Origin of the sequence: uncultured Odoribacter sp. (assembly GCF_937966165.1) — a bacterium.
Classification (GTDB): Bacteria; Bacteroidota; Bacteroidia; order Bacteroidales; family Marinifilaceae; genus Culturomica.
Genome location: NZ_CALCLB010000032.1, coordinates 1 through 17,226, shown reverse-complemented (window position 1 = coordinate 17,226; position 17,226 = coordinate 1). Strand labels below are relative to the sequence as shown.

General features: G+C 39.8%; 18 protein-coding genes. 16 read left to right on the top strand and 2 right to left on the bottom strand.

Annotated elements, in window-relative coordinates; translation table 11 throughout:
* Positions 1–173: 173 nt before the first annotated feature.
* Together Q0465_RS11785 and Q0465_RS11780 are read right to left on the bottom strand one after the other, a co-directional pair.
* The gene (locus tag Q0465_RS11785; RefSeq protein ID WP_298616540.1) at positions 174–611 is read right to left on the bottom strand and encodes a type I restriction enzyme HsdR N-terminal domain-containing protein; all 438 of its coding nucleotides are present in this window, start codon (positions 609–611) and stop codon (positions 174–176) included.
* 13 nt (positions 612–624) lie between these two features.
* Positions 625–1,857: an S-adenosylmethionine:tRNA ribosyltransferase-isomerase gene (locus Q0465_RS11780; protein WP_298616539.1), complete on the bottom strand. Its 1,233-nt coding sequence runs from the start codon at positions 1,855–1,857 to the stop codon at positions 625–627.
* A 314-nt stretch (positions 1,858–2,171) separates the two neighbouring features.
* Between Q0465_RS11780 and Q0465_RS11775 the strand changes: the two genes are divergently transcribed.
* The 16 genes from Q0465_RS11775 to Q0465_RS11700 all read left to right on the top strand — a co-directional run.
* On the top strand, positions 2,172–2,942 hold the full coding sequence (locus Q0465_RS11775; protein ID WP_298616536.1) for an AMP nucleosidase: 771 nt from the start codon (positions 2,172–2,174) through the stop codon (positions 2,940–2,942).
* Between the two features lie 12 nt (positions 2,943–2,954).
* Entirely contained in the window at positions 2,955–3,413 is a 459-nt protein-coding gene (locus Q0465_RS11770; RefSeq protein ID WP_298616534.1) for a DUF1573 domain-containing protein, read from the top strand.
* Positions 3,414–3,546: 133 nt separating this feature from the next.
* On the top strand, positions 3,547–3,849 hold the full coding sequence (gene yajC, locus Q0465_RS11765) for a preprotein translocase subunit YajC (protein WP_298616531.1): 303 nt from the start codon (positions 3,547–3,549) through the stop codon (positions 3,847–3,849).
* Between the two features lie 94 nt (positions 3,850–3,943).
* Complete coding sequence (locus tag Q0465_RS11760) at positions 3,944–4,930, top strand: YbbR-like domain-containing protein (protein ID WP_298616529.1); 987 nt, start codon at positions 3,944–3,946, stop codon at positions 4,928–4,930.
* Between the two features lie 26 nt (positions 4,931–4,956).
* Positions 4,957–5,562, top strand: coding sequence for a dephospho-CoA kinase (coaE, locus tag Q0465_RS11755; RefSeq protein WP_298616526.1), 606 nt, complete (start codon positions 4,957–4,959; stop codon positions 5,560–5,562).
* Positions 5,563–5,596: 34 nt separating this feature from the next.
* The gene (locus Q0465_RS11750) at positions 5,597–6,328 is read left to right on the top strand and encodes a TerB family tellurite resistance protein (RefSeq protein ID WP_298616523.1); all 732 of its coding nucleotides are present in this window, start codon (positions 5,597–5,599) and stop codon (positions 6,326–6,328) included.
* 149 nt (positions 6,329–6,477) lie between these two features.
* Positions 6,478–6,882, top strand: coding sequence for a DUF5606 domain-containing protein (locus Q0465_RS11745; RefSeq protein WP_298616756.1), 405 nt, complete (start codon positions 6,478–6,480; stop codon positions 6,880–6,882).
* Between the two features lie 317 nt (positions 6,883–7,199).
* Positions 7,200–7,904, top strand: a complete 705-nt coding sequence (locus tag Q0465_RS11740) for a methyltransferase (RefSeq protein ID WP_298616520.1) — start codon at positions 7,200–7,202, stop codon at positions 7,902–7,904.
* Positions 7,905–8,202: 298 nt separating this feature from the next.
* Entirely contained in the window at positions 8,203–9,165 is a 963-nt protein-coding gene (locus Q0465_RS11735; protein WP_298616517.1) for an ROK family protein, read from the top strand.
* A 141-nt stretch (positions 9,166–9,306) separates the two neighbouring features.
* On the top strand, positions 9,307–11,526 hold the full coding sequence (locus tag Q0465_RS11730; RefSeq protein WP_298616514.1) for a GH92 family glycosyl hydrolase: 2,220 nt from the start codon (positions 9,307–9,309) through the stop codon (positions 11,524–11,526).
* A 69-nt stretch (positions 11,527–11,595) separates the two neighbouring features.
* Complete coding sequence (gene ispD / locus Q0465_RS11725; protein ID WP_298616510.1) at positions 11,596–12,300, top strand: 2-C-methyl-D-erythritol 4-phosphate cytidylyltransferase; 705 nt, start codon at positions 11,596–11,598, stop codon at positions 12,298–12,300.
* A gap of 13 nt (positions 12,301–12,313) precedes the next feature.
* Positions 12,314–13,726: a capsule assembly Wzi family protein gene (locus Q0465_RS11720; protein WP_298616509.1), complete on the top strand. Its 1,413-nt coding sequence runs from the start codon at positions 12,314–12,316 to the stop codon at positions 13,724–13,726.
* 186 nt (positions 13,727–13,912) lie between these two features.
* Positions 13,913–14,962 carry a histidinol-phosphate transaminase gene (locus tag Q0465_RS11715; protein WP_298616507.1) on the top strand — a complete coding sequence of 350 codons (1,050 nt, stop codon included), beginning with the start codon at positions 13,913–13,915 and terminating at the stop codon, positions 14,960–14,962.
* The gene (locus Q0465_RS11710; RefSeq protein WP_298616504.1) at positions 14,959–15,690 is read left to right on the top strand and encodes a phosphocholine cytidylyltransferase family protein; all 732 of its coding nucleotides are present in this window, start codon (positions 14,959–14,961) and stop codon (positions 15,688–15,690) included. Before Q0465_RS11715 ends, Q0465_RS11710 begins: the two co-directional genes overlap by 4 nt.
* Before the next feature lie 2 nt (positions 15,691–15,692).
* A complete protein-coding gene (locus Q0465_RS11705) occupies positions 15,693–16,499 on the top strand; it encodes a phosphorylcholine transferase LicD (protein WP_298616501.1) in 807 nt (268 codons plus the stop codon).
* Between the two features lie 74 nt (positions 16,500–16,573).
* On the top strand, positions 16,574–17,226 hold a 653-nt coding region (locus Q0465_RS11700; RefSeq protein ID WP_298616498.1), incomplete at its 3' end, for a glycosyltransferase family 1 protein.

Below are 17,226 nucleotides of genomic sequence, written 5' to 3'. Positions count from 1 at the left end.
GAATGGTTTTGCTGGAGATTAAAGGGTTAAGGGGATTAAGGCAGAAGTAAAGTTTAGGTAAGGATCTGCCGGGTAAGGGAAACAGTCCCGGATTAATCCTTTAATCAGAACAGAGATTCATTTATCAGCGAAACGTTAATCCGTTTCCGCAAGAAAACATCCATCCGGCACATTTATTTAAAACCGGGAATCTCTTCCAAAAAACAAAAATGCCGTTCTGTATCCGTATAGCCACAAAAATGTATTATTCCATTTGTGATGACAACATAACGAGCTGCCATTGTCAGGTTATATCCAAATACCTGATCAAATACCTGCTGGGAAAGCGGGACGGAAGCAGCCTTACATTCCACTATCAGATAAGGCATGCCCTGACGGTCGTAACAGATGATGTCAAAACGCTTTTTCAAGCCATAAAGGTCGATTTCTTTCTCGACTGCAATCAAAGCAGGAGGATAATTTTTACAACGAATCAAGTAATGAATAAAATGTTGACGGACCCATTCTTCCGACGTTAAAAGCACATACTTTTTACGGATTATATCGTATATATACAATCCTTTTTCTTGCTTTTTAACCTTGTATTCAAAAGCCGGTAAAGACAGATGCATATTTTCCACTGCTTTATTTATGCTTATTTATCCTCAACAAACTCGTATCCCCATAGCTCAGGAATCTGAAACTGTTCCGGAGGGCATAATCGTAAATCCGTTTCCAATCTTCTCCTACAGCAGCAGCTACCAACAATAAAAGTGTACTTTGAGGCTGATGGAAATTTGTAAACAAAGCATCGATAACCCGGTAGGAATAACCCGGAACAATGATTATGGTCGTCCGGGCCTTTAAAAGCTCTTCCCGGGTTTCGTCGAACCACCCTTGTAAAGCTTCCATTGCCTGTTGTAATGAATAATGTGCAGGCAAGGTATAAGCTTCCCATTGGGATAAATCATAAAAACAGCTGTCCCCTTGCAGTCTTTTTACTCCCATCCAATAAAGGCTTTCCAGCGTTCTCACGGATGTGGTACCGACAGCGATCACCTCCCCGGTTTTTTGGGCCAGATCGTCAATCAATTGCCTCGATACAATCAAATGTTCCGTATGCATATCGTGCTCCCCGATTCTTTCAGCTTTTACAGGGCGAAAAGTTCCCGCTCCGACATGTAACGTCAATTCCTCAATTTTTACTCCCTTATCTACCAATGCCTTCAAAATTTCCTCCGTAAAATGCAGTCCGGCAGTAGGAGCAGCGACAGATCCTTCTTCCCGGGAATACACCGTCTGATAACGAATCTTATCCGAATCTTCCGAATCCCGGTTTAAATAAGGAGGAATGGGAATCCTTCCGCAAGCTTCCAATACTTCACTGAACGAAAGGTCCCGGTTCCAGGAAAAACGGATTTGTACCTCCCCACCTTTTTGAACTAATTTTTCCGCTGTCAAAATGACCTCCTGTCCCACATGAAAAAAACGGCAATAAATTTTCCCTTCATGCCATTTTTTCAGATTCCCTACCATGCAAATCCAGGTACAAGTCCTGCGGGCTGCAAAATTCAAAGCGTAATCTGCCGGTTCTGCCGGTTCCAGACAAAACACCTCAATATGTCCACCCGTTTTTTTCTGAAAAAAAATACGGGCAAAAATAACCTTTGTATTATTGAAAATAAGCGTCTGCCCCGGAATCAGTATCTCCTTTACAGCAGCGAAGGCGTTTTCTGTAATCTTCCCATTTTGATATATCAGCAACTTGGAAGATTCGCGCTGAGGTAAAGGGAATTTAGCAATCCTCTCTTCCGGTAAATCATACGTATAATCTTCTATCTTTATATCCTTGAGACGATCGAGTAAAAGTGTATCCATTCCCATTTTTTTAGAAAAACAAAGGTAATAAAAAGTTCGGATGTTGGAAGACCTCTCTGTTTAAGTGACCTCTACCTCTTTATACCGGACTAGACCTTCCTGAGAGTCCCCGCTAAGCAAAACTTCACTTCCGGGAACCAGCAAAACAGTAATCCTTTCCCGCCATGAAACATTCTCCTTTCTTCCATCCCCTTACTTAAACATTTGAACACTTAAACATTTGTACATTCTAACATTTAAACCTTTCTCCACCCAACCATTTGTTTTCGGATTCCATATTTTTTTTAACTTTGTAAATCCGGAAGGAATGAATTATGAAGACAAAAAAAGAAATAGTGGAAAATTGGTTACCCCGTTATACGGGACGGGAACTAAAAGATTTTCCAAAATACATTTTACTGACAAACTTCGAATATTATCTGGATTTATTTTCAGAAATGTATCATGAACCCATTATTGGTATCGACAAAACGATGCCGAATGTTTCTCATGAAGAAGTCATTTTGATCAATTTTGGTATGGGAAGTGCTAATGCAGCCACCGTTCTGGATTTACTGACAGCCATAGAAGTGGAAGCCACTTTATTTCTGGGGAAATGCGGCGGACTCAAAAATAAAACTTCTGTAGGAGACTATATTCTGCCCATTGCCGCCATCAAAGGAGAAGGTACTTCTGACGACTATATGCCCCATGAAGTCCCCGCATTACCGGCTTTCAGCATACAAAAAACCTGTTCCAAAATCATTGTCAACCACAACCGCTATTATTATACCGGAGTTGTATATACCACCAACCGCAGGGTATGGGAATACGACGACCATTTCAAAGAATACCTGGTAAAAACCCGTGCCATGGCAGTAGATATGGAAACAGCCACAATTTTCACGGTAGGCTTTGCCAACCGTATTCCTACAGGAGCTTTATTATTGGTCTCCGACCGGCCTATGATTTCAGAGGGGATAAAAACAGCCGAATCAGATAAACACGTGACTCAAAAATTCGTAAAACAACATTTAGAAATCGGTATAGAAACCATGAATAATATCAAAAATAAAGATTATTCTGTCAAACATCTTATATTTTAATACTTATATACTATGAAAATTTTTCCATGTACAAAAAGAAATTTCGGACGTTATATCTGCAAAATATCTGTTTTCTGTCTTTTATCTGTTTTATCTTTCGGATCCTGTCAAAATAAATCAAAACAGTCCACTGATCCCCAGGAAAATACTCAAATTGAATTTGTACAGCCAGCATTCAACTTTGGAAAAATCACTTCAGGCGAAACAGTCACCCACACCTACTATTTTAAAAATACAGGCAATCAGCCTCTCATCATCAAAAATATACAAACCAGCTGCGGATGTACAACGGCTGATTATCCGAAAGAGCCGATAGCCCCCGGAAAAGAAGGAAAATTAGAAATAGCTTTTAACTCTTCCGGCAGATACGGTAAACAATACAAAGAAATCCGTATATTTGCAAATGTTCCGGAAAAAGTAATTACCTTAAAATTTACAGCCGATATACAGGACAGCCGTTCCGGACAGTGAGAAGATTCCGCAAATAAACCGGAACATATAAGGGAGAAATAGAGATAAATTAAAAGCAAAACGATTTGTAATCGAATCATATACAGTAGATTACGATAATTTAAAACAAACCAAGATTATGAACACATTTTTTATGATTGTACTAGAAACACAGCCCCAAGGCAGTGGTTTAATGAGTTTTTTACCCCTGATTTTAATAATCGTGGTATTCTGGCTTTTTATGATCAGACCGCAAATGAAAAGGCAAAAAGAATTGAAAAAGTTCAGAGAGGCTTTGCAAAAGGGAGATAAAATTGTAACAACTGGAGGAATTTACGGAAAAGTTGCTGAAATTCAGGAATATGCTATTATCATGGAAGTAGAAGGCGGAGTCCGTTTGAAAGTAGACAAATCAGCTGTTATTAAAGATATGACAGATGCTACTCCTGCCAAATAAAAGGAGACATTTTTGACATATCTATTCTTCGGATTTATAATTTTGACTTTGAATTTCAGAATCAAAATCGTAAATCCGAGACTTTATTTTGCACATGAAAATGAAATGGTCTTATTTTAAAAACCGGAATATCCGTATCGACCGGAATATTCTCAGTTACACAATATGTGTAATTATTGCAGCTATTTTATGGTTTTTAAATGCGCTGAATAAAGAATACACAAGTGAGATTTCTTATCCTGTCCGCTATACGGACCTTCCAAAAGGGAAGTATCTGGTGTCCGAATTACCTTCCGATATTACTTTGGAAGTAAAAGCCAAAGGGTTTACACTGGTCGGATACCGTATCAGTACGTCTTTTTTACCCATCAATCTGGACATTAATTCTTACAGCAATTATATGCTGGAAAAAGACAATATCCTGGAATATACTTTAAAACTGAGTACAATTAAAGACAGAATTAATAATCAGCTTAACTCGGATATCAAATTATTAAATATTAAACCAGAAGAAATCTATTTTAAATTTTCCCATGCAGTAACAAAGATGATCCCGGTAAAACCTCTAGTGGATTATTCATTGAAAAAACAATACATACTCAAAGATGAAATTACCGCCGTTCCGGATAGTATCCTGGTCAGCGGTCCTGCTTCCATGATGGATACATTAAGCTATATTCCTACTGAAATATGGAAAGCCGGGGAAATCAGTAAAAATCTTTCCCGTACAATCGATCTCGATTTTCCCCCAAACTTTTCTGCAGAAGAAAAAAGTGTGAAAATAAACATCGAATTAGAACGGTTCACCGAAGCCAAACGCAATATTCCGATTTCTGTTTGGAATTTACCGGATTCTCTCAACATTAAATTATTTCCGAACACAGTTGACATTAGCTATGAAATAGGTTTAAGCCGATATGATAAAGTCACGGATAAAGATTTTGAATTTATCGTAAATTATTCCCAAACTCCAAATTCCTCTTATTTACCGGTAGAAATTGTAAAAATACCCTCATTTATAAAAAATCTGAGTTATACTCCTCAAAAAGTCGAATATATTCTGGAAAAAAAGAATCGCTAATCCGGTTCATTAATTACGGACAATAAATGTTACGAATAGGTATTACAGGAGGTATTGGTTCAGGCAAGACGACCATCGCTGCAATTCTCGGAAATAAGGGTTATCCGGTCTATATAGCCGATACCCGGGCTTCCACTTTAATCAATTCCCATCCCTTTATCCGCAAAGCCCTTACAGACAAATTCGGAGATTCTATTTACGAACAGGGGATATTGAATAAAAAAAAACTCTCCGATATCATCTTTCAGGACAAAAGTGCACTCTCTTTTGTCAATCATATTGTGCATCCCGTCGTATTAGCAGATTTTGCTTCCTGGAGCAAACAACAGCATAAAAGGTTGGTATTTTTCGAATCCGCCATACTTTTTGAAGCGGATTTAATCCCTTATTTTGACATTATTATCTGTATTTATGCCTCTCTGGAAACCCGGATAAAAAGGGTTACCCAACGGGACGGAACTACCCCGGAAAAAGTAATGGAAAGAATAAAAAACCAATGGGAGGACGAAGAAAAATGCCGACGATCCGATTATGTTATTTATACCGACCGGAATCTGGATATTACCCGGCAAACAATAGAAATCGTTAAAAGAATAGAATCAAAATACCTCAGATCTCCCGAAAGTATATAACTTTGTAACAAAGAAAATCAATAAAACAAACACAATGGCAAAATATGGTAAATGGATTGGCGCAGGATTAGGCTTTGTACTGGGAGGTCCTTTGGGAGCCCTGTTCGGTCTTTTTATGGGATCTGTACTGGATAATGTAAATATAACAGTACAAAATACAGGCGGACACCCCCCTTACTCTACGGGCAGGGGTGATTTTATGTTCAGTCTGACGGTGTTAGCAACGGCCATCATGAAAGCCGATGGCAAAATCACCCGCAATGAACTGAATTATGTAAAGAGTTTTCTAAAAAACAATTTCGGAGAAGAAGCCACTCTGGAAGCCCTGGGAATGATCAAAAAACTGAGCACCCAAGAGATCCCCTTAGCAGAAGTTTGCCAACAAATCCGCATGAATATGGATCATCCTTCCCGTATTCAGCTTTTGTATTTCCTTTTCGGCTTAGCGCAATCGGACGGTCAGGTCTGCAATAATGAAATCCGTTTATTGGAAAACATTTCATCCTTATTGGGAATCGACCGCACCACGTTTAATTCCCTTAAATCCATGTACTATAACGACCTCGATTCCGCTTATCAAACGCTGGGAATAAATTCAAATGCCACTGACGAGGAAGTGAAAAAGGCATACCGGAAAATGGCTTTTGAAAACCACCCGGATAAGGTTGGACATCTGGGCGAAGATATCCGGAAAGCAGCGGAAGATAAATTTACAATGATTAATCTGGCTTACGAAAAAATCAAAAAACAAAGGGGGCTCAATTAAGCACTTCTCTTTACAACAGGTTTCAAAGAAAAACAGACACAAGGAATTCCGATAGAAAAAGTAAAATTCAGACTTAAAAATCACGAAACAAATAAATTCTTTCTTATTTTTGCAAACTGTTTTAACAAACGAATAAATTTTGTACCATGATGTTAAAAGAAATTTTATCCATTTCAGGGAAACCGGGACTTTACAAGCTCATCAACAATACTTCTAACGCTATTATTGTAGAATCGCTTCTAGACGGAAAACGTTTTGCAGCTTATTCCAATTCTAAAATCATCGCTTTAGAAGATATTTCCATTTATACAGAAAATGAAGATATGCCTCTTAAAGAAGTATTAAAAAGGATCTTCGAAAAAGAAAACGGAGCCCAAACATTACCCCATAAATCAGATACAGAAAAAATTTTGGCTTACTTCGAAGAAGTCCTGCCTGAATATGATCACGACAGAGTGTACGTATCGGATATGAAAAAAATTATCCAGTGGTACAATCTGTTGGCAGAAAAGAAAATGTTAAATTTTGAAGAAGAAACTCCCAAAGCAGAGTAATATACCCAAGCTGATTACCGATGTATACATAACGGAAGCTTTTTGAAAAATTCTGTTTATTTATACATCGGTTTTTTTTGGAAAGCATAAAACGATAATTTAGAGTCAGGTTTAAAGTTTAAATGTGAAAATGTTCTTATCATCGGTTACCTGGTTTTTCCCGGAAGCTGATGGAAGGAAAAGAGGTCTTCAACACATTCCTGAATCAAAAAATAAAGATCAGACAATCCATTCTTTACCGAAAAGAGGAACGAAATATTTTCAGCATGCGTCCGGAGAGATGAATTCCAGTTTATTATTCAGGATATTTCCGCCTTATGAACGATTATTTCCAGTTTAAAAAATTTACGATCCAACAATCTCAAACGGCTATGAAGGTCGGAACCGACGGAGTATTATTGGGGGCTTGGGCCGAACTGAAAACGGCTTCTTCTATTCTGGATATAGGAACAGGTACAGGACTCATAGCTTTAATGGCAGCTCAGCGAAATCCCCATGCGCATATCGATGCCGTCGAAATCGACCCCCTGGCTTGTCAGCAAGCCATAGAAAATGTCCTGCAAAGTCCCTGGCGGAATAGTGTTTCTATCTTTCACCTTTCTATTTTTGACTTTTTCCCTTCCCGACTTTACGAACACATTCTGTGTAACCCTCCTTTCTTCGTCCGCTCCACCCCTACTCCTTCTCCGAATAGGACTTTGGCCAGACATTGTCAGGATTTTACCCACGAAGATTTACTAAAAGCAGCAGACCGGTTATTACACCCCCAAGGTAAATTCAGTTTAATCCTCCCTTGCCAGGAAGCCGATGCATTAATTTCAAAAGCAGAATCACTGCATTTCCATCTATCACGCATCACCCGAGTACTTCCCACTCCGGCAAAAGCTCCCAAAAGAAAACTCCTTGAATTCAGCCGCACCGGAAAAACAGTTGTAACAAACGATATTCTTCTGGAACTGAGCCGCCACCAATATAGTCCGGAATATACAGAGCTAACCCGTGAATTTTATCTGAACCTGTAAGCTATAAAATTAAAAGTCAACTATCTTTGATTTTAATTAAGTAATTTATATATTTTTACTTCTTACTATCTTAAATATTTAACTTTCCATTAACCTTTTCTTTTATTTCTTTCCTCTATATTTGTTCCTATAAAAACAGTCATCTAACAAAGACGTTTTTTTTTCATAAGTTTGTATGTTTAGGTTAGTAGTTAGTAATTAATAAGAGATCGTTTACGGTCTCTTATTTTTTTTCTATATTTACAGCGTGAAAACGTTATCGTCTAAACACAACAACATTAAATAAAGATAAATAATTATGAAAAAACAAGTAGCATTAGGTATTGACATTGGTGGAACGAATACAACTTTCGGGTTTATCGACAGAGAAGGAAATTATCTTGCAGACGGCAATATTGAAACGCAAAAACACGAAGATATCAACGATTATTTAAAAGAATTATATCTGGAAATAGAAAAAGTTTTAGATCCGTTGCGGGATGAATTAGAGATGGTGGGAATCGGGATCGGTGCTCCGAACGGAAACTACTACAAAGGTTCCATCGAATTTGCTCCCAACCTGAGATGGCACGATGTCATTCCTTTATGCGACATGATGAAAGAATATTACCCGGCTCTTCCCATTTATCTGACTAACGATGCCAATGCAGCGGCCATAGGAGAAATGATTTACGGCGGGGCCAAGGGTATGAAAAATTTCATTATGGTTACCTTAGGCACGGGTTTAGGCAGCGGTTTTGTTGCGAACGGAGAATTGATATACGGACATGACGGTTTCGCAGGAGAATTAGGGCATATTATTGTTTCCCCCAACGGCAGGCAATGCGGTTGCGGTCGTCAAGGCTGTCTGGAAACCTATGTTTCTGCCACAGGAGTAAAGAGAACTGCCTATAAAATGATGGCAAAATATAATTATCCAAGTGAATTGCGTACGATACCCTTCAATGAAATGACAGCCAAAATTGTTGCAGAAGCAGCGGAAAAAGGAGATATGATCGCTATCAATACGTTTAAATACACGGGAAAAATGCTGGGAGAAGCATTAGCAAATGCAGTAGCCATTACCAGTCCGGAAGCCATCTTTTTATTCGGCGGATTAGCCAAAGCAGGTGCTCTGCTTTTCGAACCCACCAAAGATCATATGGAAATCAATTTATTGAAAATATTCTCCCATAAAGTTAAAATACTACCTTCCCAACTGGATAAGAATGCGGCCATTTATGGAGCAGCCGCTCTGGTATGGAATGAATTAAAAAAATAACTTCTATAAGGAAGCCGGCGGAAGAATGAACGAAACCGGCTTCCCCTATACTGAATTTCGTTCCTTTCTTTTTTACCCGGACGATTATGCTATCGGTTACTTGTTTTGTTTACAAGCTATTTTAACTGAAAGATATATAAGATGAGAAATTATATTGCTGTTTTTTTCTGTTTTTTCCTTTTCCTTTTCGGGTGTAAGAGCCACGAAAAAGAACTTAAAATCACAGAGTATGTAAACCCCTTTATCGGCACCGGCGGGCATGGGCATTGTTTTCCGGGGGCAGCATACCCTTTTGGGGGAATTCAGTTAAGTCCGGATAATCCCCGCAGCGGCTGGGACTGGAGTTCAGGATATCATTATAGTGACAGCATTATCTCTTCTTTTTCACACACCCATCTGAGCGGCACCGGCATTGGGGATTTACAGGACATCCGTTTTTTACCGGTACTGAATAAACCGGATAGCAACCAAAATACAGTCCGGTACCTTACATCTAATTATGCCCTTTTTTCACACGATAATGAACAGGCAGAACCTGGCTATTACAAAGTAAAATTCGATAACGGTATCATTACAGAATTGTCTGTCACCCCCAGGTGCGGGTTTCATTATTACCAGTATCCGTCGAATACAACCCACGGTATGGTTATTGACTTGACAACAGCCCGCAATTGGGACAAGGCCGTGGAATGCTGTATTAAAAAGGTCAATAACCGGGCTTTGGAAGGTTATCGCAAATCCAAAGGCTGGGCACCGGATCAAAGGGTATATTTTTATATTGAATTCTCTCAGGATGTAGAAGTACTGGCAGGCAAAAACAAATTCGAACCTCTGCAAAACGGACAAAAACTCATCAGCGATTCCTGTTATGTCTGGGTAGATTTCGGCTATAAAACGGATAAAATTCTTTCTAAAATAAGTATTTCTTCTGCTAACTTTGAAGGGGCAGAAGCCAATTTACAGAAAGAATTACCCCATTGGAGTTTCGATAAAGTAAAACGGGATGCCAAACAGGCCTGGAAAAGGGAATTATCGAAAATTAAAGCGGAAGGACCGGACGACTACCAGCTGAGTACTTTTTATACGGCCCTTTATCACGCTTATCTTACGCCCAATTTGTTTTCCGATGTCAATGGTAATTTTAAGGGGCCCGACCGGGAAATCCACAGTGTAGACAACCGGCAAAAACAATATACGGTATTTTCTTTTTGGGATACTTTCCGTGCCGCTCATCCTCTTTTTACGATAACCCAGAAAAAGAGAGTGAGTGATATGGTCAACTCTATTCTAAAACACTACGATGCATATGGATTATTACCGGTATGGGAATTAGCCGGTAATGAGACCAATTGTATGATCGGTTACCATTCTATTCCGGTAATTGCAGAAGCTTATCTGAAAGGGATAAGGGACTTTGATGCTGAAAAAGCTTATGAAGCGATGAAAAAAACAGCCGCTTCAGACCGGGCCGGAATGAAATATTTCCGGGAATTGGGATATATACCTTGTGATAAAGAAAACGAATCGGTATCCAAAACCCTGGAATACGCCTATGATTACTGGTGTATCGCCCAAATGGCCAAAGCCTTGAACAAAGAAGACGATTATCTCTATTTTCTAAGAAAATCCAGAAATTATATTTATTTATTCGATAAATCCACCGGCTTCATGAGAGGCAAAACAGCAGCAGGCCAATGGAAAATACCTTTTTCTCCTCTTTACTCCAATCACCGGGACGACGAATATACAGAAGGGAATGCCTGGCAATATTCCTGGTTTGTCCCCCAGGACATTGAAGGACTCATTGGCCTATACGGGGGTAAAGAAGCATTCTGTATCAAACTGGACAGTTTGTTTACTATCCCTTCCCAACTGGAAGGAGAAAATGCCTCTCCGGATATCAGCGGGCTTATCGGACAATATGCGCAGGGAAATGAACCTTCCCATCATGTAGCTTATCTTTTCAATTACGCAGACCAACCCCATAAAAGCCAATATTACCTGAATAAGATTATGACCGAATTATACAGGGACACTCCCGACGGTTTGTGCGGAAATGAAGATTGCGGGCAAATGTCGGCCTGGTATATTTTTTCTGCTATGGGATTCTATCCTGTCAACCCTGTAGAAGGCAAGTATCAGTTGGGGACCCCTTTATTCCCCAAAGTTACGTTAAAAGTCGGGCCGGAAAAACGCTTTGTTATCACAGCCAATAAAGAAAACGACAAGTTCATTTATTCGGAAAAGGTACTGTTGAATGGCAAAAAACTCGACCGCAGTTGGATAACCCACGAAGAAATCATGGAAGGAGGAGAGTTGGAATTCATCTTGACGGATAAGATTGAAAAAAAGAAAAACTAATATTTAAAAGAAAAAAGAAAATGATCTTTCATTTTCCACTTTCTTCAGATGCCAGTTAACGAAAATAGGATGAAAAAGAATATAGGAGTAATTTTAGCCGGCGGAAGCGGGAAACGGATGGGGAATATTATTCCGAAACAATTCCTGATCATTGCCGGCAAAACAGTACTCGAGCATACACTGGGTGTTTTCGAAAACCACCCCCTGATCGACGAGATCGCCTTAGTCATTGCCCCTGCTCATACAGAAATGTCAAACAGGATTCTCCAGGACCATCCTTTTAAAAAACTAGTTCATATTTTACACGGGGGACAGGAACGTTATCATTCAACCCTCTCCGCTTTAAAAGCATACGCACAAACAGATTGCAATATATTAATACACGATGCCGTTCGTCCGTTAGTGGACCCAAGGATTATCAGTGATGTCGTCGGTGCTTTGCAGGAGGTAAATGCTGTCAACGTTGCAGTACCTGCAACCGATACGATCATTGAAGTAGACGAAAAACAGGAATATATCGTACAAATTCCGGATCGTTCCCGGTTATTTAATGTCCAGACACCTCAGGGTTTTGACAGGGAAACACTGCAACGGGCTTTTGAAAAAGCTTTAAAAGATCCGCTTTTTCAGACTACGGACGATTGCGGAGTGATAAAAAAATATTTGCCGGAAGAAAAGATCAGACTGGTGCACGGAAATCCCCGGAACATAAAATTGACCTGGCCGGAAGATATCGCTTTTGCGGAAAAATGGCTAAGTATGGATAAAATATAACATTCTGTTATCAATGAAAAAGTTTCTCGGATTTCTATTTCTCTTTTGGTGTACCGTCCCCGTTTTTTCTCAGACGCGCGAATTTCAATATTTCTCCTCCCTTTCCGGTTTTCTATCCTATGGTAAAAATTTACCATTCTGGGCTGTCTCTAACCGCTACGGACTCGTTCCTGACGGTCGCGGAGGATTATTGGAAGCAGGCCTTTTCTCTGATTTTAATCCCAAACATACCTTCCAACTGGCCTATGGTATCTCCGCAGCGGCTTATGTTTCCAATTACGACAATGCTGTTCTGCTGGATCAATTGTATGTCAGCGGGAAATGGAAAAAACTACGGTTGGATTTAGGTATGATTCACAGGGAAATCGAATACAACGGAATTTCCTTTACAAACGGAAATATCATTTATTCCGGCAATGCCCGGACGATGCCGGGATATAATCTGTATTCCGATTACATTACAATCCCCCGGACCAATAAAATTCTTTCTTTTAAATTCAATTGGAGCGACTACCTGATGCCGGACGACCGTTACGTCCGTCATACCCGCTTACACAACAAATCCCTTTTCGTAAAAATCGTCCCTGTTGCCCGTCTGGAAATTATTCTGGGTCTGGAACACTGGGTACAATGGGGCGGAACTTCTTCCCGTTACGGCAAGCAACCTTCTTCTCTGAAAGATTATATCCGGATAGTATGCGGAAAAGAAGGAGGCAAAGGCGCTACTGAGAGTGATATCATAAATGCCCTGGGAAATCATTTGGGACGGGAACACATACGGATCAATTACCGGGGAGATGAATACCTCATTTCTTTCTACCACGACATTCCCTTTGATGACGGTTCCGGAACAGACTTCCGTTCTTTCCCGGATGGAGTATATGCCCTTTATGTGGGCAGTAAAGAAAAAAAACGCTGGATAAGCGATATTATTTACGAGTTCAATTACACGAAATACCAATCCGGCCGCTACCATAACCCGCCGGGACATCCCGAAAAGGTATCGGGAGGGAATGACAATTATTTCAACAATGGCGAATATAAAAGTGGATGGACACTGTATGGAAGGACGATCGGTTCCCCTCTTATAACCCCCTATGCTCCCAATGCCCAAGGCATTACATTAGGGGTCTGTAATAACCGTATCATCGGACACCATATTGGTCTAAGAGGGCAAGCGTGGAAAAAAATTCCCTATAAAATAATGCTGACCTATACCTTAAATTACGGCTTATATATAAAACCACTTCCCCATTCTCCCCAAAAGCAATTCTCTTTTGCTGTGGAAACGGCTCTTCCGCATTTACATAAACTTCCTTTCCAAATTGACATGGGAATATACGGTGATGTAGGAGAATTTTTGCCTAAAAATATCGGTTTCAGCCTAAAATTGAGCCGGAAAGAGATAATTAAACGGAAAAAATAAAACAGACTGTTCCTCTATATCTTTGCCCTTCAAAAGAATCATAAAATCAGATACTGATATTTCTGTCAATCCCGTTTTATAACTAATAATTTTATTATTTTTGTAATAAAATTTTAATCAGGTGTTTGTAATAAAATCCTGAAAGATAAATTTCAATAACATCAAACCATACGGAATAGAACGAATATGACACAGAAAACCACCTATCTCGATAGAAACGAATATAATTATGGGCCAGCTCCGGAAGTAGCTGAAGTATTAAAAAATTTCGACCCCAACAAACTTTGTTTTTATACCCGGATTTACGACGAAGGGAAAAAGAGTATCTTTTCAGACTTTCTTTCTTCTTTGTACCAGATACCGGAAAAACAAATTATCCTGGGTTATGGAGGAGAAGATATCTTAAAACAAGTGGTTCACTGCTTTCTGGCAGGTAAAGAAAAACAAAAAACGCTGTTAATTCCCAAATTCTCCTGGTGGTATTATAAATCTATTGCGGATGAAGTGGAAGGCAGAAGTGTTCTCTATCCTCTCTACGAAGATGGAAATACTTTTAAATACGATTTTAAAGCACTGAAAGAAACTATCGAACGCGAAAAACCGGAAATGGTATTGATCGCTTCTCCCAATAATCCGACGGGGAATGCACTGACAGCAGAGGAACTGGATAAAATCCTCTCTTTTATCGGTAAGGACACAGTAGTTGTCATCGACGAAGCTTATGCCTCTTTTGCCAATAAAGACACGAGTTACATCAAGCCGCTTCTGGAAAAATTCCCGAATGTCTTGATTGTACGGACTCTCTCCAAATTTTACGGCTTACCGGGATTAAGACTGGGATTTGCATTTATGGGAACAGCTTTAAGCCGTTTCTTGAATTATAGTACGAAATATCTGGGTTATAACCGTTTATCGGAAGAGTTGGGAATAGCTGTGTTAAAAGCAACCGATTACTACCAAAAAGTAGCCGACCAAATGGCTTACGACCGGGAAATGTATATACGGGAACTCCGTCCGCTGACGGGATTTAAAGTTTACGATTCCAACGCTAATTTCATGCTTGTCAAATATCCTATTGAATTAAAGGAAAAATTACAGACGGCACTGAAAGCCAAAGGATATCTGATTAAATTCATGAACGAACCCGATATCAATACCCATATGCGTATTACCTTGGGTACACATCCTCAAAATTGTATGGTTGTCGAAACCATTAAAGAAGTTGCAGGAGCATGAAAGCTGTAATACTGGCCGCAGGCATCGCTTCCCGCCTGCGTCCTCTCACCGACCATACGCCCAAATGTCTGCTGGAAATCGGAGGAAAAAGTCTGCTGGAAAGGGCAATACAAGGATTATTGGCCAATAATATCCGGGAACTGATTTTGGTAACCGGATATCTACAGGAGCAAATCGTAACTTTTGTCCAAAAAAAATTTCCGGAACTGGAGGTAAAATTTATCCACAATGAAAAATACGCCTCCACGAACAATATCTATTCGCTCTGGTTGGTGAAAAACAGTATAAAAGAAGAAAATATCGTACTCCTCGACAGTGATATTCTGTTTGATCCGGGTTTGGTGAAAGCCGTGATTGATTCCCCTTATCCGGATACATTGGCCCTGAATTCACATCCGCTTTGTGAAGAGGAAATGAAAGTCATTGCCGATTCAACGGGAAAAGTCACCGAAATCAGTAAAACCTGTCCTCCCACCCAGGCCATAGGTGAATCCATCGGAATAGAAAAAATATCCAATGCTTACCTGAAACTTTTATTTCAGGAGCTGGATCAAATGATCGTGGATGAAAAGTTAGGGAATGTATTTTATGAAGCAGCATTCCAGCGTTTGATAGCAAAGGGAAAGAGTTTTCACATCGTCGATACTTCAGCCCTGTTCTCTATGGAATTGGATACACAGGAAGACTTTCAGGCAGCTACAGAAAAATTACCCGCTAATTTATTGTAAATATGGGGAATAAATACGATATCAGAGCACTACAATTAAAAGTACTGGACATTCTCCTGGCAGTAGATAAAGTGTGCCGGGAACACCAGCTGCGGTATTACATCATGGCCGGTACTCTGATCGGAGCCGTCAGGCACAAAGGTTTCATTCCCTGGGACGACGATTTGGATATTGGAATGCCCCGTAAGGATTACGAAATTTTTATGGAGAAATCGAAAACACTATTGCCGGATTATTTAGAAGCAATCTACTGGAAAAACGATCCGGATTATCCTCTCTCCTTTGCCAAAATACAGGATGCCCGGACAACTTTAATTGAAAGAAAACACTTGAAATACAAAGGCGGTATTTATATCGACGTATTTCCCTTAGACGGAGCACCCGGCGGAAAATTAACCCGGCTCTGGCATTTCGGGAAATTTGCTTTCTACAATAAGACCCTATACTTCCTTTTCCGCGATCCTTACAAGCACGGTAGAGGAATCAGTTCCTGGCCCTGCCGCATAGCCCGGACTTTATTTACCCGTCAGGGCGTTCAGTCAAAACTGGAAAAACTGATGAGGAAATATGATTTTGATGCATCTCCCTGGGTTTGCGATTACGATGACGGCCGGAAGGGTATTCTTCCTCATGCTGTTATAGGTAATCCTACTCTCATTTCTTTCGAAGGAAAAGAAGTATTCGGCTTGGAAAATTACCATGCCTACCTGAGTAATAAATATGGAGACTATATGCAAATTCCGCCGGCCGAAAAGCAAAGGCAGCATAATTTCTATTTTCTGGATCTTGATAAACCCTACCGGGAATAGATAAACCGGTAAAGCCGGCAGAATTTAAGCGGCATGCAAAACATTAAAAGTTAATTCACTCAATTACCTTCCGTATGAAAATAGGATACGATGCTAAAAGACTTTACAAAAATTTCACGGGATTGGGAAACTACAGCCGGACATTAGCCGGGAATTTACAGCTTTACTATCCGGAAAATGAGTACTACTTATATACGCCGGCTATCCGTCGCAACGAAATTACAGCGGCTTTTCTGAATAATACAGCTTTTCATACCGTTATCCCCCAAGGAAAATTTAAAGGATGGTGGCGGACTTCCGGTATAAAGAAAGATCTAAAAAGGGACCAGATCGACATCTTTCACGGTTTAAGCCATGAAATTCCCCTTCATATACAACATACAGGCATACGGTCGGTCGTAACGATACACGATATCATTTACCGTACATTTCCGGATATGTATTCGCTTATCGACCGGAAAATATATGATTTCAAATTCAAATATGCTTGCCGGCATGCGGATAAAATTATCGCCATCAGTGAATGTACGAAAAACGACATCATCCGTTTTTTTGGCATCCCGGAAAGTAAAATAGCCGTTATTTATCAGTCTATACAGCCTATTTTTTATAAAATGCAGGAAGCTGGAGAATCCCGGAAAAAAATAGATCACTTTAATATTCCTCAGGACTATTTATTATATGTAGGTTCGGTAAATACCCGGAAAAATTTATTGGGCAGTGTCAA